Raw genomic sequence first — 19,049 nt, 5'->3', positions numbered from 1 at the left:
CGCCGGTCACGCCTGCATCCGCCGCTTGGTCTTCGCCGTGGCCGGAGCCGTCCACGGGTCTTCGGGCCATGGGTGTTTCGGGTACCGGCCGCGCATCTCGGCCCTGACCTGAGCATATGGACCGGACCAGAAGGAGGCTAGGTCGTCCGTCACCGCGAGCGGCCGGCCGGCCGGGGAGAGCAGGTGGAACAGCACCGGTACCCGTCCGTCCACCAGCCGGGGCGTCTCCGCCCAGCCGAAACACTCCTGCAGCTTGACCGCCACCACGGGCCGGCCGCCGTCGTTCCCCACGTCCGGATAATCGATCCGCACCCGCGAACCGCTGGCCACCTCGAGGCGCTCCGGCGCCAGCTCGTCCAGTCGGCCGGCTTCGGGCCAGGGCAGCAGCCGGCGCAGCGGGTCCGCCAAGCTGATCCGCCCCACCGGAGTTCCGCCGGCGAGCGCGTCGATCTCCGGCGCCAGCCACTCCTCCAGCCGCGACTGCAGCGCCGGCTCGGCCATGTCCGGCCACGGGCTTCCCAGTTCGCGGTGCAGCAAGGCGAGCCGGCGCCGGAGCGCGTCGGCGGCATCGGACCAGCCGATGACGCCCAGGCCCTCGACGGCGAGCGCCCGGGTCACGGCGGCGTGGCCCTCCCGCGCCGACGGCTTCACCGGCGTGGAGGCCAGCAGAATCGCCCCGAGCCGCCGCTCGCGCCGCGCGGCGACCTTCCCGCCGTCGAACCTCGCCTGCACCTCATCGCTGAGCAGGTGTCCGACGGCCGCTTCCGCGGTGTCCGCCCCCAGCGGCGCGCCGGCACGGATCACGGCGCCCGTGCCGGCCGCGTCGCGTCCCTGCGCCCGGGACACCTCGGCGACCGCCAGCCAGTCGTGGCCGGCCAGCGAGCTTCCGGCGGGAAGCCCGGCGCGGGTTCCGGAGGCCAGCAGGTAGCTCTCCTGAGCCTGGGCCTGCCCCGGCATCCGCCGCGCCACTCGCTCCGGGAAGGCCAGCGCGATGACGAGCCCGACGGCTTCCGCGTCCGCGACGGGCGCGTGCAGCACGGCGTCCGACACGACGCCGTCGGCTTCCTCCCGGGCGATGGCTTCCATGCGGCGCACTTCTTCCCGCCAGCGGCCGGACGCGGGATTCCGGCCGGAACGCAGCTCCGGGAGGAGCCGGGTGAGGTCCGCCCCAGGGGCCCTAGCCTCGCCCTCGGCCATGGCAACCACCTCGGCCGCGCGGCCGGCGCCGGTTTTGCCGCCGAGCAGCCGGGCGCCGACCAGCAGCGCCCGGGCCAGCCGCGGGTCCGCCGGGATCCGGGCGAGCGTCCGGCCCAGCTCGGTCTCGAGCCCGTCCGGTGCCGCTGCGCCGAGACCGCGCAGCACCTGCATGGCCTCCTCCATGGCTCCCGCCGGCGGCGCATCGGGCAGCGCCAGGCCTTTCCCTCCGGGGGCGCCCCAGCAGGCCAGGACCAGCGCAGCCCCGGCCAGGTCAGCGGCGGCGATCTCCGGGGTGGGATGGGCCGGCGCCGCGGCGAAGCTTCTCTGGTCATAGCAGCGGACCACGGTGCCCGGTCCCTGCCGGGCTGCGCGGCCTGCCCGCTGTTCGGCGGACGCCCGGGAGGCGGAAACCGTCACCAGGCCGGACATCCCCCGGTTCGAATCGCGGCGCGGCTCGCGGGCAAGTCCGGAGTCGACCACCAGCCGCACACCCGGTACCGTCAGCGAGGATTCGGCCAGCGCCGTGGAGACGATGATGCGCGGGCGGCCGCCGGGTTCGCGGCCGGAGACGGCGCGGTCCTGCGCCGCGGAACTGACCTGGCCGTGCAGCTCCAGCACCTCGGTCCCCGCGGCCCTCCCGCCGAGCCGCGCCGCAACGTGGGAGACCTCGCGGGCACCCGGAACAAAGACCAGCGCATCGACACCGGGGTCACGGGCCACCGCGCGCCGGTGTGCCTCGGCCGCCGTGTCCGCCACGTGGTCCAGGAAGACGCGGGTGACGCCCCGCTCGTCCAGCCGCGGACCCGGCGCCGGGACCCAGTCCACCTCCAGCGGATGCAGCGCGGAAGGACAGTCGACCACGGGGGCCGGCCCGCCGCCGTCGTACTTCCCGATGAGGGACGCGAAGCGCGGTGCGTCCAGGGTGGCGGACATGGCCACCAGCGCCAGGTCATCGCGCAGCTGCCGGACCTCGCCGAGCATGCCCACCAGCAGGTCCGTCTCCAGCCCGCGCTCGTGCACCTCGTCCAGGACCACCGCCGCCGTCCCCTCCAGCCCGGGATCCGCGAGCAGGCGGCGCAGCAGGATTCCGGGCGTGACGAATTCGATCAGCGTGCCGGGGCCGGTCCTGCGCTCCCCGCGCACTGTGTAGCCGACCCGGTCGCCCAGCCGGCCGCCGTCGAGAAAGGCCAGGCGGCGTGCCGCGGCGCGGGCGGCGACCCGGCGCGGCTGCGTAACCACCACGCGGGGCCGGGAGCGCCGCCCCGCGGAGGTGTTGCCGGCGGCGAGGTTGGCCACCAGCGGCGGGACCAGCGTGGTCTTGCCGGTGCCCGGCGGCGCCTGCACCACCGCGGTGCCCGCCGGCGCGCCCTCGTTCAGCGCCGCCGCGAGCTCGTCCAGCGACCGCGCGAAAACCAGTCCGCGGCCGATGGCGGCAAGGTCGAACGGGTCACGGGCATCGGGAACGCGGGGCGAGGCTGTCACGCTTCCCATTCTCCCCTCCGGCAGGTGGCAGCAGCTCCGGCCGCCCCTCGCTGTGTGGACGGTGCCGGCTTGTGGAGGGTTAGTACACCGACACGCTCTTGCCGCCGCCGGGCATGGGGAAGAACTCGTCCTCGACCCCCTCGATCAGCGGCTGGTAAATGCCCGGATTCCACTGCGGCGACGCGTGCGCCGGGAGCGCCCCATGCGTGACGAGGTCGGCCGTGAGCAGGTTCGCCTTGAAGTTCACGCTCCAGCTGCGTCGCGCGGTTCGATAGTCCACCGTGCCGTCGTCGGGGTTGCCCATCCAGGCAATCTTGGTGTCCCCGATGCTGTGCTGGAAGCGCTTGGCGTCGAAGTGGTAGATGTACGAGGACTGCGACTGGATCAGCGTGCTGGAAACGGCCAGCGGGGACAACTGCTCCAGGGTCTGTTCCAAAACCTGGCGCCAGCTGCGCTCGTGCTTGTTGACGATCCGTTCGCCGAGCTCGTAGCCGCCGCGCAGGTAGCTGGGCACACGGTAACCGGCCTCATAGAAGAAGACGACCCTTTCGAACATCGCCTGGTCCAGCACGTCGAAGCGGCTGTATGGGCTGGAATCCATCATGATCAGCCGCACGTCCACGCCCTTGGCCAGCATGCGCGCGGTCATCTCCACCGCGACCATGCCGCCGAAACTGTGCCCGTAGAAATACAGATGCCGCAGCTGCCGCTCGTGGACGTACCGGTCCAGCACCTCCGCGAGGTGCTGGAGATCCATGCCTTGGTTGGAATATCCCGCCACCGCCATCTGTCCGCGCTGCGTGAGCGCAGGCCGCAGCGAGTTCAGGATGAACAGGCCCTCTTCCCAGCTGGTCTTGTATCCGGGAAAGAGTATCCAGCTCGTGCTTGGAAAATTCTCTTCGGCGTATGTATCCGGCAGGTTCAGGATCTGCGGAAGCCGGCGTTGCTCCTGGACGGTCTTGGTGGCCACGAGGTCGGCCGCGGTCGCCAGCCCGAAGACGGACCCGACCAGGAAGGAGCGCCGCGAGACACGGTGCATCCCGGCGGCCAGCCTCAGCCGGCGGGCGTGCTCGTCCTCGCGAAAAGCCATCGTGTTGCCGGCCGCCGCCAGCGGCCTAGTCGAGGCCCAGCTCGTCCTTGCCGAATGCGAACAGATAGGGCACGCCGGCTTCCTTCTCGATCCGCTCCTTCGCACCGGTATCGCGGTCCACGATCACCGCCACAGCCCTGACCTCGCCGCCGGCGTTGCGGACGCCCTCCACCGCCGTCAGCGCGGAACCGCCGGTCGTCGAGGTATCTTCCAGTACGACGACGGGGCGGCCCTTCACGTCCGGACCCTCCACCTGGCGGCCCATGCCGTAGGACTTCTGGGCCTTGCGCACCACGAACGCGTCGATCTCCCGTCCTGCGTCCGTCGCGGCGTGCATCACAGCCGTACCGACCGGATCCGCGCCCATGGTCAGGCCGCCCGCCGTCGCGAAATCGATGCCCGCCTCGTCCAGCATCTGCAGCATCACCCGGCCCACCAGCCGAGATGCCTCGTGGTGCAGTGTGACCCGGCGCAGGTCGATGTAGTAGTCCGCTTCGGCGCCGCTGGACAGCGTGACCTTTCCACGGACCACCGCCAGTTCCTTGATTAATTCGAGCAGGCGGGCGCGGTCCACGGAAGAAGTCTGGGTCATGCCCACCAGTCTAATAGTCGCGCGCCCACACCCTGCCGACCGTTGCCCAGGGCCGGATGCCCGCGGCTGGGGGCTTCCGCTCATTCGCTCCGCCCTGAATACTGGGACCCGTACGTCCCAAAGAGCTCAAGAGAAGGACACGATATGACCACGCGTCTCAATCCATACCTGAGTTTCCGCGACAACGCCCGGGAAGCCATGGCCTTTTACCACTCGGTCTTCGGCGGCGACCTGAACACGAGCACCTTCGGCGACTACGGCGCCAGCGATGATCCGGCCGAGAAGGACAAGGTGATGCACTCCATGCTGGAGGCACCGAACGGCCTGGTCCTGATGGGTGCGGACACTCCGAACAGCATGGATTACAACCCGGGGGACAACATCTCCATCTCGCTCAGCGGCGACGACGAAGCGGAGTTGCGCGGCTACTGGGACAAGCTGGCGGAGGGTGCCAACGTTGCCGAGCAGCTCTCGAAGGCGCCGTGGGGAGACACTTTCGGCATGCTGACGGACAAGTTCGGCATCAACTGGCTGGTCAACATCGCCGGCCAGCCGCAGCAGTAGCGGCTAGCGCGTGGCGGCCTCGATGGCTTCGGGCGAGAGCACGTGGCTGATGGCCAGCGAGGCCGCCCCCAGCACGCCGGCCCGTTGCCCGGCCACCGACGGTACGATGCGCAGATGCTCGGTGGCCAGCGGCAGCGATCGCCGGTAGACCACCTCGCGGATGCCGGCCAGCAAGTGCTCGCCCGCCTGGGCCAGGCTGCCGCCGATCGCTATCACCGAGGGATTGACCAGGTTCACGCAGGTCGCCACGACGTCGCCGATATCCCGGCCGGCCTGGCGGACCACATGAATCGCCTGCAGGTCACCGGCCCGCACGAGGTCTATGACGTCCTGGCTGGTTTCGGCCGCCCGCCCTTCCCCGGCCAGGACGGCGGCCAGCGCGGGTCCGCCCGCGAGCGCCTCCAGGCAGCCGGTGTTGCCGCAGCGGCACAGCACCTCGCCGCCGCGCGGAACCCGGACGTGGCCGAGGTCTCCGGCCGTGCCCTGGGCGCCGCGCTGAAGCTGACCGGAGGAAATGATCCCGGCCCCGATTCCGGTCGCGACCTTGATGAACATCAGGTCCCGGACCTCGGGCCAAGCGGCCGCCTGCTCACCCAGCGCCATGATGTTGACATCGTTGTCCACCAACACGGGCACGTTGAAGTAGCGCTGCACAATCGCCGGAACGTCCGCGCGGTCCCACCCCGGCATGATCGGCGGGTTGATGGGCCGTCCCGTTTCATGCTCCACCGGCCCGGGCAGCCCGATGCCGATGGCTCCAAGGTCCTCAGCGGCCCGCCCCGCCTGCTCCAGTAGGCGGCGGATCGCCGAACCGAGCCAGTCCAGCACCTTTTCCGGCCCGTCCGCGATGTTCAGCGCCTCCCGCTCTTCGGCGAGCACTTCGCCGGCGAGGTCCGACAGGCTGACCAGGGCGTGGGTGGCGCCGAGGTCCGCCCCCGCCACCACCCGCGCTGACGGGTTCAAGGCGAACAACGACGGCGGCCTGCCGCCGGTGGAGGCGGCTCCTCCGAAGGGGGCGATGTAGCCAAGCTTCCGCAACGCTTCCACCCGGGACGCGACCGTGGAGCGTGCCAGGCCCGTCAGCTGCGCCAGCTCGGATCGCGTGCGCGGCCTGCCGTCACGCAGCAGCTGGAAAATGTCGCTCGCACCGGGCAGCGCCGGGAAGGCGTTCCCGGCCGGCGGAGCAGTGGGCTTCAACACGCTTTCAGTAAAACATGCCGCTCTTCGGTTCGTCTGCCCTGAACTAACCCCTCCCCTTGCCGCGACTTTTGATTGACTCTCGACAAAAGTATGTGACTCATGCCACAGTAGGGCGCGTGGGTAAGGTCATCAGCGAATACACCGCTCCGGACCCCTCGGCGGGGGCGGGCGAGGCGCCGGCAGGGCGTCCCGGACGAGTGCCGGTGCTGGAAGTCCGCGGGCTGGGCAAGAGCTTTTTTGGCATTCCCGTGCTCCAAGACGCAGCCCTGAGCCTGCATGCCGGGGAGGTCCACGGCCTTGTCGGCGAGAACGGCGCGGGAAAGTCGACCTTGATGAAGGTCCTCGCGGGCGTCTACCAGCGGGACCACGGCACCGTCCTGATCGACGGCCGCGAAGTCCACTTCAGCCATCCCACCCAGGCGCACGAGGCGGGCCTGTCCACGGTCTTCCAGGAGTTCAACCTGCTGCCGGACCGGTCCGTGGCGGAGAACATCTACCTCGGCCGCGAACCGCGCAAGGGCCTGTTCGTGAACCGCGGACTCATGAACCGGACGACGGCAGATCTACTCGCTTCCCTAGGCATCACCAGCATCCGGCCGACGGCGCAGGTCAGATCGCTTTCGGTGGCCGAGCAGCAGATCGTCGAGATCGCCAAGGCCATCAGCTATGACGCGCGGATCATCTCGATGGATGAACCCACGGCCGCCCTGGCCGGTCCCGAGGTGGACCTTCTGTACACCATCATCGAGAGGCTGCGCGAGCGCGGCACCGCCATCCTCTACGTCTCGCACCGCCTGCGCGAAATCTTCGACCTGTGCGACACGATCACTGTCCTGAAGGACGGCCGCATCGTCGACACCCGTCCGGCCGCCGGGCTGGATGATTCCGCCTTGGTCCGGATGATGGTCGGCAGGCCGATGTCGGCCTACTTTCCGGACAAGCTGCCGAAGGACGAGGGGGCGCCGTCCGCCACGGCGCTGCTGGAACTTTCCGACGCGGGCAATGACCAGCTCGACGGCATCAACCTCGAAGTGGAGGCCGGAGAGATCGTGGGCGTTGCCGGGCTCCAGGGCTCCGGCCGCACCGAGCTCGTGCAGGCCGTTTTCGGGGCGCAGCCCTTCACCCGTGGAACCATGCGGGTTGACGGCCTCGAGCTGCTTCCACGTTCGCCCCGGCAGGCCATCCGCGGGCGCATCGCGTTGATCACCGAGGACCGCAAGGCCGAGGGGCTCAGCCTGAACCTGTCCCTGCTCGACAACGCGCTCAGCGTGATCCGCTCGGTCTTCCCCCGCCGGACTGGCGCCGTGAGGCAGGAAGTCCCAGGCATGTTCTCGACCCTCGAAGTCGTCGCCCGGGACCTGGACCAGGAAGTGCAGTACCTCTCCGGCGGCAACCAGCAGAAGGTGGTCCTGGCCAAGTGGCTGGCGATCAGTCCGCGGATCGTCCTGCTGGATGAGCCCACCCGCGGCATAGACGTCGGCGCGAAGGTGGCCGTTTACCGCCTGATGCGCCAGCTCGCTTCCGAAGGCGCGGCCGTACTGATGGTCTCCAGTGAACTGCCCGAGGTCATCGGCATGTCGGACCGGATCCTCGTGATGCGGGACGGCCGCCTCGCCGGCGAGCTGCCGGCCGGCGCCAGCGAAGAGGCGATCCTGCAGCTGGCCACGGGCGCCCGGAACGGCAGCGGATACAACGACGGCGGCAGCGCACGTCCCGGCAGCTTCCCGCCGCCGGGCGGCGAAGGTGAGGGGGAACCGGCATGAACAGCACCCGCAAGGCCGGCGGTTTCTTCGCCCGCCTGTCCTCAACCCAGATCGTCTACCTCGTCGCCCTCCTGACGCTCGTCGTCGGAGCCGTACTGGTCGCCACTACCGGCCGGAACTTCTTCAGCCCCGGGAACATCTCCAGCATCCTCACGGGCACCAGTGTGCTGGGCTTCATCGCCATCGGGCAGACCCTGGTCATCCTGGTCGGCAGCCTCGACCTGTCGGTGCCGTACGTCGCCAGCCTGACCAGCCTGATTGCTGCGGGCGTCATGGCCAACAGCAGCGCGAACATCCTGCCCGGCGTGCTGCTGGCCCTGGCCGCCGCCGCAGTGGTCGGCTTGGCCAACGGCCTCATTGTCGCCGGCCTCAAAGTGCACGGCTTCATCGCCACCCTGGGCATGGGCCTGATCATCAGCGGCTATCTGGCCACTAATTTCAAGGGCAGCTTCGGTCAAACTCCGTTCGCCTTCCGGCTGGTCGGCGCCACGGGCCTGGGGCCGGTGCCGATCTCGACCCTGATCATGCTCGGCTGCGCCGTCCTGGCAATGCTGCTGCTCCACCGCACGCGGACGGGCCACCACATCTACGCCGTCGGCGGCGACCTGAATGTGGCCCGAATGTCCGGCATCCGCGTCCAAACGCCGATCATCACGGCCCACGTCCTCTGCTCGCTCCTTGCCGGCATGGCCGGACTGCTGCTGGCCAGCCGCCTCGGCGTAGGCAGCCCGACTGTCGGATCCCAGGGCGGCTACGATCTGCTGTCCATCGCCGCGGTGGTCCTGGGCGGAACCCTGCTCTCGGGCGGCAAGGGAACCATCACCGGAACCCTGGGCGGCGTCCTCATCTTCGCAATGCTGGACAACATCATGTCGGTCATGCAGGTGAACCCGTTCCTGAAGGACGTCGTCCGCGGCGTCGTCATCGTGGTCGCCGTGGCCGTCTACGCCCGGCGCAGCATCGTCAGGCGCCCGCCCCGCTTCGGCCACGGCCAGCCGGACGAACCGGCCAGGAAGCAGGAGGTGGCGGCATGAGCCGGACCCTGCCGACCGAGGGCGCCCCCGTCCTGCAGCAGAACCGCGCCGGCGCCGGCGAACGCTTCCTGCGCGGCCTGGCCACCCCCGGGGGCGCCGTCTTCCTACTGTTAGTGGCGCTGCTGGCTGCGATCATCGTTGTCAATCCGTCCTTCGGCGAACCCGAGTCCTTCATCCGCTTCATCGGCCGCACCGCGCCGATCGCTATCGCTGCAATCGGCCAGTACTTCGTGATCGTGGCCGGCGAGTTCGACCTCTCCATGGGTTCCGTGGTCACGATGCAGGTCATTGTGGCCGGAAACCTGATCGGGGACGACGACGCCAAGGTCGTTCCGGTCCTTCTGCTCATGCTGGTCCTCGGCGCGCTGATCGGACTGATCAACGGCCTGGTGACGACGCTGCTGAAGGTGCCCAGCTTCATTGTCACGCTGGGCATGATGCTCGCCCTGTTCGGGCTGGTCATGTTCTGGACCGGCGGCGCAGCCCAGGGGAATCCGGCCGACAGCTTCCGCCAGATCGGCCGCGGCGGGATCCAGGACGTACCGGTCTTCGGCGTCATCCCGTACCCGGTCCTTATCCTGGCCGCGGCAGCCGCACTGGGATTCTGGCTGATGCGCCGGCCCTACGGCCGGACACTCATCGCGGCCGGAGATAACTCCGCCGCGGCGGCGCTGACCGGCGCCCGGGTCTGGTGGGTCCGGACCAAGGCCTTTATGCTCTCCTCGCTGGCGGCGACGGTCAGCGGAATCCTGCTGGTCGGGTACGCGGGCGTGCACCCCTCGGTCGGCCGGGGATACGAATTCACGGCGATTACCGCCGTCGTCCTGGGCGGAGTGGTGCTGGGCGGCGGCCGCGGCTGGCTGCTCTCGGCCGCCGCCGGCGCCTTCGCGCTGGAGTCGCTTTTCACGCTGCTGAATTTCCTGGGGGTCGAATCCACCTGGCGGGACACCGTGCAGGGCGTCATCATCATCGCCGCCGTGGCCGCAGCGGCCAGGTCGTGGCAGCGCCGGCGCAGGGGCAGCGCCCTTCCAGCGCGCGCCGGGCAACACCGTCTTACCGCAACGTCAGCAACGCCCGCCAAGGGCACCGAACAGGGAGGAAACGGATACTGATGCGCACCAAGAGGATCCGGACAGCGGTCACGCTCGCAGCGGCATCATCGTTGCTGGCGCTGACCGCGTGCACGACCGACTCATCCATTACTGGGGATACCGGAGCTGCTTCGGAAGGCGCCTCGCCCGGCGCGACCGAGCAGGCCGAGTGGTTTGACCAGGCGCTATACGACGAGCAGAACCAACAGCGCACCGCCACTTTCGAAGGCAACCCGGACGAGCCCTGGCTCCAGTACATCGCCGGCGACATGACGGACACGTCGAAGTTCGCCGCTGGCGGCGGCCACAAGGTCTGCTTCGCCAACGCGTCCATCTCCAACCCCTGGCGGCAGACCGGCTGGATCACCATGAACCAGCAACTGAAGGTGCTGCAGGACGAGGGCGTGGTTTCGGAGATGGAAACCCGCGATGCCAAGGACAACGACAATACCCAGATCGCCGATATCGACTACTTCATCAACGAGGGCAACTGCGACGCGTTCATCATCTCGCCCAACTCCACGGCGGCCCTGACGCCCGCGGTGGAACGTGCCTGCGAAACCGGCAAGCCGGTGGTGGTCTTCGACCGCGGCGTCGAGACGGACTGCGCGACCACGTTCATCCACCCGATCGGCGGTTTCGCCTGGGGCATCGACAGCGCGAACTTCCTGACCGAGCGGCTGCAGGAAGGCGACAAGGTTGTCGCGCTGCGCATCCTGCCCGGCGTGGACGTGCTGGAACAGCGGTGGGCGGCCGCGGAGAAGATCTTCGCGGAGAAGGGCATCGAGGCAACGGACTACTTCACCGGTGCCGATCCTACCGAGATCAAGAAGATCATCTCCGACGAACTGGCCACCGGTGACGTCCAGGGCATCTGGATGGATGCCGGCGACGGGGCGGTCGCGGCCATCGAGGCCTTCGAGGATGCCGGCAAGGACCTGCCGGTGATGACCGGCGAAGACGAGCTGAGCTTCCTGCGTAAGTGGAAGGACACCGGGATGGACGCCATCGCCCCGGTCTACTCCAACTTCCAGTGGCGCACCCCGCTGCTGGCTGTCCAGAAGATCTTCGCCGGCGAAGAAGTTCCCGCCGAGTGGGTGCTGCCGCAGAAACCGATCCCCGCTGAAGAGCTCGACAACTGGCTGGAGCGCAACGATGGCATGCCGGACGGGCACTACGCCAAATTCGGCGGTGAGGACCTGCCCGGCTACCCGGAGGTCTGGCAGCAGCGGCAGATGCCCTGACGCCGGACTAACACCAACCAGCACCATCCAAGCAGCGAAGGGAGGCAGGCCGTGCAGCGGCTGATCGGGATCAACACCTGGGTGTGGGCGTCACCGTTGACCGACGCCGGCCTGCCCTCTTTGCTGGAGCACATCGCGGCCCTGGGGTTCGACGCGGTGGAACTGCCGCTGGAGAACGCCGGGGACTTCAGTGCCGCCGCCGTCCGCGGGGCGCTGGAGCACACCGGGCTCAAACCCTTCATCGTCGGTGCGATGGCGCCGGGCCGGGAGCTGCTGCTGGCGGACGGCCCGGCCGTCGCGGCCACGCAGGGGTACCTGCGGGCATGCATTCGGATGGCGTACGACGTCGGCGCTCCGGCCGTGTGCGGGCCGTTCTACTCCCACACGGGGCGGGTGTGGCGGATGGACGCCGCCGAACGCACAGAGGCGTACCGCCAGCTGCGCGCAAACCTGGCGCCGCTCGCCGCCGAAGCCGCGGAGGCCGGCGTCGTACTGGGCATAGAACCGCTGAACCGCTACGAAACCTCACTGCTCAACACCACGGAACAGGCGCTGGAAGCGCTCGGGCCGCTGCTGGGAAACGGCGTCGGCCTTGCCCTGGACAGCTACCACCTGAACATCGAGGAGCGCTCCAGCGCCGCCGCCATCCGCGCCGCCGGCGAGCACCTAGTGCACCTGCAGGTCTGCGGCAATGACCGCGGAGCTCCCGGCGGGGACCAGACGGACTGGGCCGGGATCATCAAGGCGCTGGACGACGTCGGCTACGCGGGGCCGATCAATATCGAGAGTTTCACCGCGGACAACGCATCGATCGCCGTCGCTGCATCGATCTGGCGGCCGCTTGCACCAACCCAGGACCGGCTGGCCGCGGACGGGCTAGCGTTCCTGCGCAGTCTCTGACGGCGTCCCGCCGCAGCCATGAGGAAAAGCCGCCGTGATTAGGAAGAGAGGAAGACGATGACCGCAACCGCGTCTGGCCAGGCCGGCCCGGCAGCCATCACGGCCCCGTTGGGGGTGGCCGTGGTGGGGCATTCGTTCATGGGCAAGGCCCACTCGAATGCGTGGCGGAACGTCAATGCCTTCTACGGGTCCCCCGCCGTCGCACAGCGGATCATCGTGGGGCGGGATCCCGGCCGGGTGGCGGCGGCGGCGGACCGGTACGGCTGGGCCGAGAGCGCCACCGACTGGCGGCGCGTGCTTGAGCGGACGGACATCCACATTGTGGATATCTGTACGCCGGGCCAGCTACACGCCGTGCTGGCCGTCGCCGCGCTGGAAGCCGGCAAGCACGTGCTGGTCGAGAAGCCGCTGGCCAACAGCGTGGCCGAGGCCGAGCTGATGGCGGCGGCCGCGGAACGGGCAGCGGCCGGCGGGACGATGTCCATGGTCGGCTTCAACTACCGCAGGGTCCCGGCCCTCGCGCAGGCTCGGGCCATGATCGCAGGAGGCCGGCTGGGCGAGCTCCGGCAGCTGCGGATCGCCTACCTGCAGGACTGGCTCGCCGACCGGGCTGCGCCGATGACGTGGCGGCTGCGCCGGGAGACGGCGGGCTCGGGGGCGCTGGGCGACCTGGCGTCGCACGCGGTTGACCAGGTGCACTTCCTGACCGGAGCGTGCGTCACCGGCGTGTCCGCCCGCCTGTCGACGTTTGTTCCGGAACGCGAAGGACCGTCCGGGCCGGAGCCGGTGACGGTGGACGATGCGGTCTGGGCGACGCTGCAACTGGATTCGGGCGCCGTGGTCTCCCTCGAGGCCTCGCGGTGCGCCACCGGCCGGAAGAATGCGCTGCAGATCGAGGCCTACGGCTCGCGCGGCAGCCTGCGCTTCGATCTGGAACGGATCAACGAACTGCATTATTACGACGCCGGAGCTCCGGACGCGCTGCAGGGTGCGGCCAGGATCCTGGTCACCGAGCCGGCCCACCCCTATATCGAGGCGTGGTGGCCGCCGGGTCACGTGCTCGGCTGGGACCATACCTTCACCAGCCAGGCCGCCGACTTCCTCGGAGCCGTTGCCAGCGGCCGCCGGCCCGAGCCCTCCTTCGCGGACGGACTGGCCGTGCAGCGGGTTCTCGCCGCGATCGAAAGCAGCGCGGCCAAGGACGGAGCCGCCGTCGGACTCCCCGCCTCCGGCCCCCGAAGCTGCGGCGGCACCGAAGCCGCCGGCGCACCCCGCTGACCCGTCGACCCCTATGCAAAGGAGCATCCCGCCGCCATGCCACGCAACTACACGCTCTTCACCGGCCAGTGGGCCGATCTGCCGTTCGAGAAGGTTGCCGAGCTCGCCGGGCAGTGGGGCTTTGACGGTTTGGAGATCGCCGTCTCCGGAGACCATCTGGACGCCTGGCGGTGGGACGACGACGCCTACATCCAGGACCGGCTGGACATCCTGGAGCGGCACGGGCTGAAGGTCTGGGCGATTTCCAACCATCTGAAAGGCCAGGCTGTCTGCGACGACCCGATCGACTTCCGGCACCGCAACATCGTCGGTGCGAAGGTCTGGGGTGACGGCGATCCGGACGGAGTCCGGGCGCGTGCCGCCGAGGAAATGAAGCTGACGGCGCGGCTGGCGCAGCGGCTCGGCGTGAAGACCGTGGTGGGCTTCACGGGTTCCTCGATCTGGCAGTACGTGGCGATGTTCCCGCCGGTGCCGCAGGACGTGATCGACGCGGGCTACCGCGACTTTGCGGACCGGTGGAACCCGATCCTGGACGTGTTCGACGAGTGCGGCGTGCGGTTCGCGCACGAGATCCACCCCTCCGAGATCGCCTATGACTACTGGTCGACGGCCCGGGCACTGGAGGCCATCGGCCGGCGCGAGGCCTTCGGGCTGAACTGGGACCCCAGCCACATGATGTGGCAGGACATCGATCCGGTCTCGCTGATCTGGGATTTCAAGGACCGGATCTACCATGTGGACTGCAAGGACACCAAGCTGCGCATCACCGGGCGGAACACCCGGCTCGGATCGCACCTGCCCTGGGGGGATCCGCGGCGCGGCTGGGACTTCGTCTCGGCCGGACGCGGCGACGTCCCGTGGGAGGCGAGCTTCCGCGCCCTGGCCGGCATCGGTTATCGCGGGCCGATCAGCGTCGAATGGGAGGACGCCGGGATGGACAGGATGCAGGGCGCGCCGGAGGCCCTGGCCTTCCTGAAAGGGTTCGATTTCGAGCCGCCGGCCGGGTCCTTCGACGCCGCGTTCACGCAATAGCGGCCGGCGACGCCTGCGCCGCGGCTCGGGTCGGGCCGGGCCCGTCCCGCCGCGGGATCGGTATCGGACCAATCCGCCGTCGTAACTTTCCCGAAACAGGCAAACGAGTACGCTGTGAATATGCGTGAACTCCAGGGCACCATCATCGACGAAATGGGCGTCCGGCCCGCCATTGATCCCGCGGAGGAAGTCCGCAAGCGGGTCGCATTCCTCAAGGACTACCTGAAAGCCACGGGCATGAAGGGCTTCGTGCTCGGCATCAGCGGCGGCCTCGATTCGACGCTGGCCGGCAAGCTGGCGCAGCTGGCCGTGGACGAACTGGCGGCCGGGGGCATGGAAGCCGGATTTGCCGCCGTCCGCCTGCCGCACAACGTGCAGCACGATGAGGAAGACGCCCAGGCGGCGCTGCGCTTCATTGCGCCCGCGACCTCGCTGACCTTCAACATTGGCCCGGCGGTCGACGGCTTCTCGGAGGAGTTCGAAAAGGGCATCGGCGAGGAAATCAGCGACTTCGACCGGGGCAATATCAAGGCGCGCGTCCGCATGACCGCGCAGTATGCCATCGCCGGCCACCACGACTACCTGGTGATAGGAACGGACCACGGCGCGGAATCCGTGACCGGTTTCTTCACGAAGTACGGGGACGGCGGCGCCGACGTGCTGCCGCTGTTCGGCCTGAATAAGCGCCAGAACCGGCAACTGCTGCAGCACCTGGGCGCCGAGGAGCGGCTCTACCGGAAGGCGCCCACGGCGGACCTGCTCGACGACCAGCCCGGCCGGACCGACGAGGACGAGCTCGGCCTGACCTACGACCATATCGACGACTACCTCGAAGGCCGCGACGTGCCCGAGGCGGTCGCGGAGAGCATTGAGCGGCGCTACCTGCAGACCAGGCACAAGCGCACCGTGCCGGTGAACATCTTCGACAAATGGTGGAAGAGCTGACCCTTCCGCCACAGGCCGGCCGCGGCGCGCTCTAAGCCCGGCCGGTTGGGTAACGTAGCAGTTGTGAAGATTGCTACCTGGAATGTGAACTCCATCCGTGCCCGTGCCGACCGCCTGGAACAATGGCTGCTGCGCTCCGACGTCGACGTCGTTGCCATCCAGGAGACCAAGGCGACGGACGAGAACTTTCCCTGGGACCTCTTCGAGAAGAACGGCTACGAGGTGGCGCACTTCGGGCTGAACCAGTGGAACGGCGTCGCCATCGCCTCCCGCGTCGGGCTGGAGGACGTCGAGCGCACGTTCCTGGACCAGCCGCACTTCGGCAAGACCGAGGACGCGGTCCATGCCGAGGCCAGGGCCATAGCGGCAAGCTGCGGCGGCGTCCGGGTCTGGAGCCTCTACGTGCCCAACGGCCGCGCCATCGGGGATCCGCACATGCCGTACAAGCTGAAGTGGCTGGACGTGCTCCGGAACAACGCCGCCGCCTGGCTGATGGCGGATCCGGAGGCGCAGATCGTCCTGGCCGGCGACTGGAACATCGCGCCGCGGGACGAGGACGTCTGGGACATCGACCTGTTCCGGCGGGAAGGCTACACCCACGTGACCGAGCCGGAGCGGGCCGCCTTCCATGCTTTCGAAGAGGCCGGGTTCGTTGACGTGGTCCGCCCCTTCCACCCGGGGCCCGGCGTTTACACCTACTGGGACTACACCCAGCTGCGCTTCCCGAAGAAGCAGGGCATGCGCATCGACTTCCTGCTGGCCTCCCCGGCCCTGGCCAACCGCGTCTCCGGCGCCCTGATCGATCGGGAGGAACGCAAGGGCAAGGGCGCTTCGGACCACGCGCCGGTGATCGTGGAGCTGGACTGAGAATGGCCAGCTTCCCGTACGTCTCCTATCTGCGCGTCTTCGAACCGCTCGACGCGTTCGCCGATGAGCAGCAAGTGCTCATCATGGACCAGCGCAACCGGGACCGCAGTGACACGGAGGAGCTGGACCGAGGGCTGTCGCTGGGCCGGATCACCCGGACGGTGTCCGACCCCTTCCCGCATAGCAGCGACGACCTGGTCAGGGTGCTGCACTACCCCTCGCCGGAGGGCCTGACCACCCCGTACTACTGCCCGAACCAGCTGGCCGTCCGCAGCACGCTGGCCGCCGAATCCATCTCGCACAGCCTGCACAACCCGCTGCTCGGCCTGCTGCTGCCCGAGGCGGCGCGGGATGCGCAGCAGCAGCGGCTGGACCCGGACAGCTTCGCCGACTCGCTGGCCAAGCTGCACACCCGCAGCAGCACCTGGGGCATCCCCTTCGGCTGGTTCGTCCTCTTCCGCGAGGATGACCACACCGAAGTCGTGGAGGGCAAGCACGGCATCGAGACGGTCCGCATCAGCGCGCCCCTGAGCCAGTGCATCGACCGGTCCCGCTACGCCGCGGCGTCGCTGGCGGTCGCCGCGCCCGGGCTGGACCTGCTCGACGAGCTGACCGAGATCACCGAGTGGATGCAGACCTTCACGCTGACGGGCATGCTCGAACTCGATTACGGCCGGGTCGCGGACCTGGTCTATCCGGACGAGTCGCCCGGCGACGTCCAGGCCGGCATCGAATCGCTGGCCGAGGGCGACATGACGGGCGCCGCCGCGGCCTACCGCCGGCTGGCCACCCGCTGGATCAAGATCCGGCAGCTCGCCCGCGCGTCCTGACCGGCGCACGTCTCCCCTCCCGGTCCCCTCCAGCCGCCGGCCAATTACGACGGCGGTGCTCCCCCGGGTGCCGCGTCCGCGGCTTTTCGTTCCAGGGTTTCCCGAGCGCGGTCGTTCCTGGCGAGCGCCGCCGCGGCGGCGAACTCGGCGCGGGCTTCTTCCGTCCGCCCGAGCCGGGCCAGGAGTTCTGCCCGCACGCTGGGCAGCAGGTGGGACCCGCGCAGGGCCCCTTCGGCGGTGAGCCGGTCCGCGAGGGCCAGCCCCGCTGCCGGCCCGGCCGCCATCGACACCGCCACGGCCCGGTTGAGCTCCACCACCGGGCTCGGCGCCAGCCGCCCGAGCGCCTCGTACAGCAGCACGATGCGTGCCCAGTCCGTCTGGTCGAAGTGCGGCGCCGTCGCATGGCATTCGGCGATGGCCGCCTGGAGCGCGTAGTTGCCGCGGCCCCGGCCCAGCGAGTCGGCCCGCGCCAGTGCGTCCCGGCCCCGCCGGATCTGCGCCTGGTCCCAGCGGCTGCGGTCCTGGTCCGCCAGCAGGACCGGTGCGCCTCCGGGCCCGAGGCGGCCGCCGAACCGTGAGGCCTGGAACTCCATCAGGGCCACCAGGGCATGCGCCTCGGGTTCTCGCGGAACCAGCCCGGCGAGGACGCGGCCGAGCCGCAGCGCCTCGTTGGCGAGGTCCGGGCGGAACCACTTGTCCCCGGAGGTAGCGGCGTAGCCTTCGGTGAACAGCAGGTACACCACGGCCAGGACCGCTTTGAGCCGCTCGCCCCATTCGTTCGGTTCGGGGGTTTCGAACGGCACGCGGGCGGCGGCTAGCGTCTTCTTCGCCCGCACGATCCGCTGCTGCACGGCGGGGACGGAGGCGAGGAGGAGCCGGGCGATGTCCTCGGTGGTCAGGCCGCCGACGATGCGCAGGGTCAAGGCCAGCTGCCCCTCGCGCGAGAGGACGGGGTGGCAGGAGATGAACACGAGCCGCAGCACGTCGTCATCCACGGGCTGCCACTCGGCCTCGACGTCTTCCCGCAGGCCGCGGCCCAGCTCGCGGTAATGCGCGTCGAGGCGCTCGGCTCGGCGCCAGGCATCGATGGCCTTGCGCTTGGCCACGGCCGTGAGCCAAGCGCCCGGGTTGGCCGGCACCCCCGATGCCGGCCACTGCGCCAGGGCGTCGGCCACCGCCTCCTGGGCGAGGTCCTCGGCCAGTCCGACGTCGCGGGTGGCCCGGGCCAGGGTGGCGACGATCCGGGCGCCCTCGATGCGCCAGAGCGCGTCGAGGCGGCGCCGGATCCCTTCGGCCGAAGACGTTTCCGGCATGGCGATCTCCGCGGGCCCGTTGGACCTAGCCGTTCCGGGCGCGGAGCTGCTCTTCCTCCGCGCGCCAGCCTTCTTCCTTCTTGATGTACTCGTTGTCGGCGAAGTCCGCGAAGTCCGCGGCCTCCGTAACGCGCCGGACTTCCAGCTTGACCCCCGGTCCCAGCGGGCAGCGGCTGGCCCATTCGATGGCCTCCTCCTTGGAGGAGACCTGGATGATCCAGAAGCCATTGAACAGCTCGTGGGTTTCGCCGTAGGGCCCGTCGGAAATGACCGGCGGTTCATCGGAGAAATCGACGACGAAGTTCGCGTCCTCGGACACGTCGGCCAGGCCTTCGCCGGCCAGCATGACGCCGGCCTTGATGAGCGACTCGTTGTAGGCGCCCATCTTGTTGATCATCTCTTCGAACGGAATGTCCTTGGAGGCGGCGAGGGCTTCGTCGGTGCTGCGCATGATGAGCATGTATTTCATGGTTCTCTCCTTGCTGTGAGACTTGCTGGACGAGGGAGCCGATGTGCGTCCCTCTACTATGGCGTCGAACGGGCGGATCGGAAATCGACAGGGCCGGCGAATAATTTTCGCCGCGGCCGTTTCCTCGCTACCGGGGACCGGACTAGGCGGCCAGCCGA

At 69.3% G+C, this 19,049-nt stretch carries 17 protein-coding genes; 11 read left to right on the top strand and 6 right to left on the bottom strand.

Annotated elements, in window-relative coordinates:
- Window positions 1-6 precede the first annotated feature (6 nt).
- The 3 genes from hrpB to pyrE all read right to left on the bottom strand — a co-directional run bounded on the left by hrpB (window position 7) and on the right by pyrE (window position 4,361).
- Window positions 7-2,688 carry an ATP-dependent helicase HrpB gene (gene hrpB, locus WFH44_RS19340; RefSeq protein ID WP_442892937.1) on the bottom strand — a complete coding sequence of 894 codons (2,682 nt, stop codon included), beginning with the start codon at window positions 2,686-2,688 and terminating at the stop codon, window positions 7-9.
- Between the two features lie 70 nt (window positions 2,689-2,758).
- A complete protein-coding gene (locus WFH44_RS19335) occupies window positions 2,759-3,769 on the bottom strand; it encodes a thioesterase domain-containing protein (protein WP_336715985.1) in 1,011 nt (336 codons plus the stop codon).
- A 25-nt stretch (window positions 3,770-3,794) separates the two neighbouring features.
- A complete protein-coding gene (gene pyrE, locus WFH44_RS19330; RefSeq protein WP_336715984.1) occupies window positions 3,795-4,361 on the bottom strand; it encodes an orotate phosphoribosyltransferase in 567 nt (188 codons plus the stop codon).
- Between the two features lie 144 nt (window positions 4,362-4,505).
- On the opposite strand from pyrE, the gene WFH44_RS19325 reads away from it, so the two are divergent.
- Window positions 4,506-4,925: a VOC family protein gene (locus tag WFH44_RS19325; RefSeq protein ID WP_336715982.1), complete on the top strand. Its 420-nt coding sequence runs from the start codon at window positions 4,506-4,508 to the stop codon at window positions 4,923-4,925.
- Window positions 4,926-4,928: 3 nt separating this feature from the next.
- On the opposite strand, the gene WFH44_RS19320 is transcribed toward WFH44_RS19325, so the two are convergent.
- Complete coding sequence (locus WFH44_RS19320) at window positions 4,929-6,125, bottom strand: ROK family transcriptional regulator (RefSeq protein WP_336715980.1); 1,197 nt, start codon at window positions 6,123-6,125, stop codon at window positions 4,929-4,931.
- A gap of 116 nt (window positions 6,126-6,241) precedes the next feature.
- On the opposite strand from WFH44_RS19320, the gene WFH44_RS19315 reads away from it, so the two are divergent.
- From WFH44_RS19315 to WFH44_RS19270, 10 genes are all read left to right on the top strand, one after another.
- Window positions 6,242-7,888 (top strand): sugar ABC transporter ATP-binding protein, encoded by a 1,647-nt coding sequence (locus WFH44_RS19315; RefSeq protein ID WP_336715978.1) that lies wholly within the window; start codon window positions 6,242-6,244, stop codon window positions 7,886-7,888.
- Entirely contained in the window at window positions 7,885-8,922 is a 1,038-nt protein-coding gene (locus tag WFH44_RS19310; RefSeq protein ID WP_336715976.1) for an ABC transporter permease, read from the top strand. The genes WFH44_RS19315 and WFH44_RS19310 overlap by 4 nt, the downstream gene beginning before the upstream one ends.
- The gene (locus WFH44_RS19305; protein ID WP_336715974.1) at window positions 8,919-10,034 is read left to right on the top strand and encodes an ABC transporter permease; all 1,116 of its coding nucleotides are present in this window, start codon (window positions 8,919-8,921) and stop codon (window positions 10,032-10,034) included. The genes WFH44_RS19310 and WFH44_RS19305 overlap by 4 nt, the downstream gene beginning before the upstream one ends.
- The gene (locus WFH44_RS19300; protein ID WP_336715972.1) at window positions 10,034-11,257 is read left to right on the top strand and encodes a substrate-binding domain-containing protein; all 1,224 of its coding nucleotides are present in this window, start codon (window positions 10,034-10,036) and stop codon (window positions 11,255-11,257) included. Before WFH44_RS19305 ends, WFH44_RS19300 begins: the two co-directional genes overlap by 1 nt.
- 51 nt (window positions 11,258-11,308) lie before the next feature.
- The gene (locus tag WFH44_RS19295; protein ID WP_336715970.1) at window positions 11,309-12,157 is read left to right on the top strand and encodes a sugar phosphate isomerase/epimerase family protein; all 849 of its coding nucleotides are present in this window, start codon (window positions 11,309-11,311) and stop codon (window positions 12,155-12,157) included.
- A gap of 57 nt (window positions 12,158-12,214) precedes the next feature.
- Window positions 12,215-13,435, top strand: coding sequence for a Gfo/Idh/MocA family protein (locus tag WFH44_RS19290; protein WP_336715968.1), 1,221 nt, complete (start codon window positions 12,215-12,217; stop codon window positions 13,433-13,435).
- Between the two features lie 36 nt (window positions 13,436-13,471).
- Window positions 13,472-14,467, top strand: coding sequence for a sugar phosphate isomerase/epimerase family protein (locus WFH44_RS19285; protein WP_336715966.1), 996 nt, complete (start codon window positions 13,472-13,474; stop codon window positions 14,465-14,467).
- Between the two features lie 120 nt (window positions 14,468-14,587).
- Window positions 14,588-15,412 carry an ammonia-dependent NAD(+) synthetase gene (nadE, locus tag WFH44_RS19280; RefSeq protein WP_336715964.1) on the top strand — a complete coding sequence of 275 codons (825 nt, stop codon included), beginning with the start codon at window positions 14,588-14,590 and terminating at the stop codon, window positions 15,410-15,412.
- Window positions 15,413-15,475: 63 nt separating this feature from the next.
- Entirely contained in the window at window positions 15,476-16,279 is an 804-nt protein-coding gene (locus tag WFH44_RS19275; protein ID WP_336715962.1) for an exodeoxyribonuclease III, read from the top strand.
- 2 nt (window positions 16,280-16,281) lie between these two features.
- The gene (locus tag WFH44_RS19270; RefSeq protein ID WP_336715960.1) at window positions 16,282-17,109 is read left to right on the top strand and encodes a hypothetical protein; all 828 of its coding nucleotides are present in this window, start codon (window positions 16,282-16,284) and stop codon (window positions 17,107-17,109) included.
- A 44-nt stretch (window positions 17,110-17,153) separates the two neighbouring features.
- Here the strand turns inward: WFH44_RS19270 and WFH44_RS19265 are convergent, their stop codons facing one another.
- Both WFH44_RS19265 and WFH44_RS19260 read right to left on the bottom strand, forming a co-directional pair.
- The gene (locus tag WFH44_RS19265; protein ID WP_336715958.1) at window positions 17,154-18,422 is read right to left on the bottom strand and encodes an RNA polymerase sigma factor; all 1,269 of its coding nucleotides are present in this window, start codon (window positions 18,420-18,422) and stop codon (window positions 17,154-17,156) included.
- 25 nt (window positions 18,423-18,447) lie between these two features.
- Complete coding sequence (locus WFH44_RS19260) at window positions 18,448-18,891, bottom strand: YciI family protein (protein WP_336715956.1); 444 nt, start codon at window positions 18,889-18,891, stop codon at window positions 18,448-18,450.
- Between the last annotated feature and the right edge of the window lie 158 nt (window positions 18,892-19,049).

Origin of the sequence: Arthrobacter sp. USHLN218, from assembly GCF_037144715.1 — a bacterium.
GTDB lineage: Bacteria > Actinomycetota > Actinomycetes > Actinomycetales > Micrococcaceae > Crystallibacter.
This window is presented reverse-complemented; position numbering and strand designations above follow the sequence as displayed.

Bases quoted from the DNA above. Each gene is read 5' to 3' on its own strand.
- hrpB (WP_442892937.1), bottom strand. From the start codon at position 2,688: ATGGGAAGCGTGACAGCCTCGCCCCGCGTTCCCGATGCCCGTGACCCG.
- WFH44_RS19335 (WP_336715985.1), bottom strand. From the start codon at position 3,769: ATGGCTTTTCGCGAGGACGAGCACGCCCGCCGGCTGAGGCTGGCCGCC.
- pyrE (WP_336715984.1), bottom strand. From the start codon at position 4,361: ATGACCCAGACTTCTTCCGTGGACCGCGCCCGCCTGCTCGAATTAATC.
- WFH44_RS19325 (WP_336715982.1), top strand. From the start codon at position 4,506: ATGACCACGCGTCTCAATCCATACCTGAGTTTCCGCGACAACGCCCGG.
- WFH44_RS19310 (WP_336715976.1), top strand. From the start codon at position 7,885: ATGAACAGCACCCGCAAGGCCGGCGGTTTCTTCGCCCGCCTGTCCTCA.
- WFH44_RS19305 (WP_336715974.1), top strand. From the start codon at position 8,919: ATGAGCCGGACCCTGCCGACCGAGGGCGCCCCCGTCCTGCAGCAGAAC.
- WFH44_RS19300 (WP_336715972.1), top strand. From the start codon at position 10,034: ATGCGCACCAAGAGGATCCGGACAGCGGTCACGCTCGCAGCGGCATCA.
- WFH44_RS19290 (WP_336715968.1), top strand. From the start codon at position 12,215: ATGACCGCAACCGCGTCTGGCCAGGCCGGCCCGGCAGCCATCACGGCC.
- WFH44_RS19285 (WP_336715966.1), top strand. From the start codon at position 13,472: ATGCCACGCAACTACACGCTCTTCACCGGCCAGTGGGCCGATCTGCCG.
- nadE (WP_336715964.1), top strand. From the start codon at position 14,588: ATGCGTGAACTCCAGGGCACCATCATCGACGAAATGGGCGTCCGGCCC.
- WFH44_RS19270 (WP_336715960.1), top strand. From the start codon at position 16,282: ATGGCCAGCTTCCCGTACGTCTCCTATCTGCGCGTCTTCGAACCGCTC.
- WFH44_RS19265 (WP_336715958.1), bottom strand. From the start codon at position 18,422: ATGCCGGAAACGTCTTCGGCCGAAGGGATCCGGCGCCGCCTCGACGCG.
- WFH44_RS19260 (WP_336715956.1), bottom strand. From the start codon at position 18,891: ATGAAATACATGCTCATCATGCGCAGCACCGACGAAGCCCTCGCCGCC.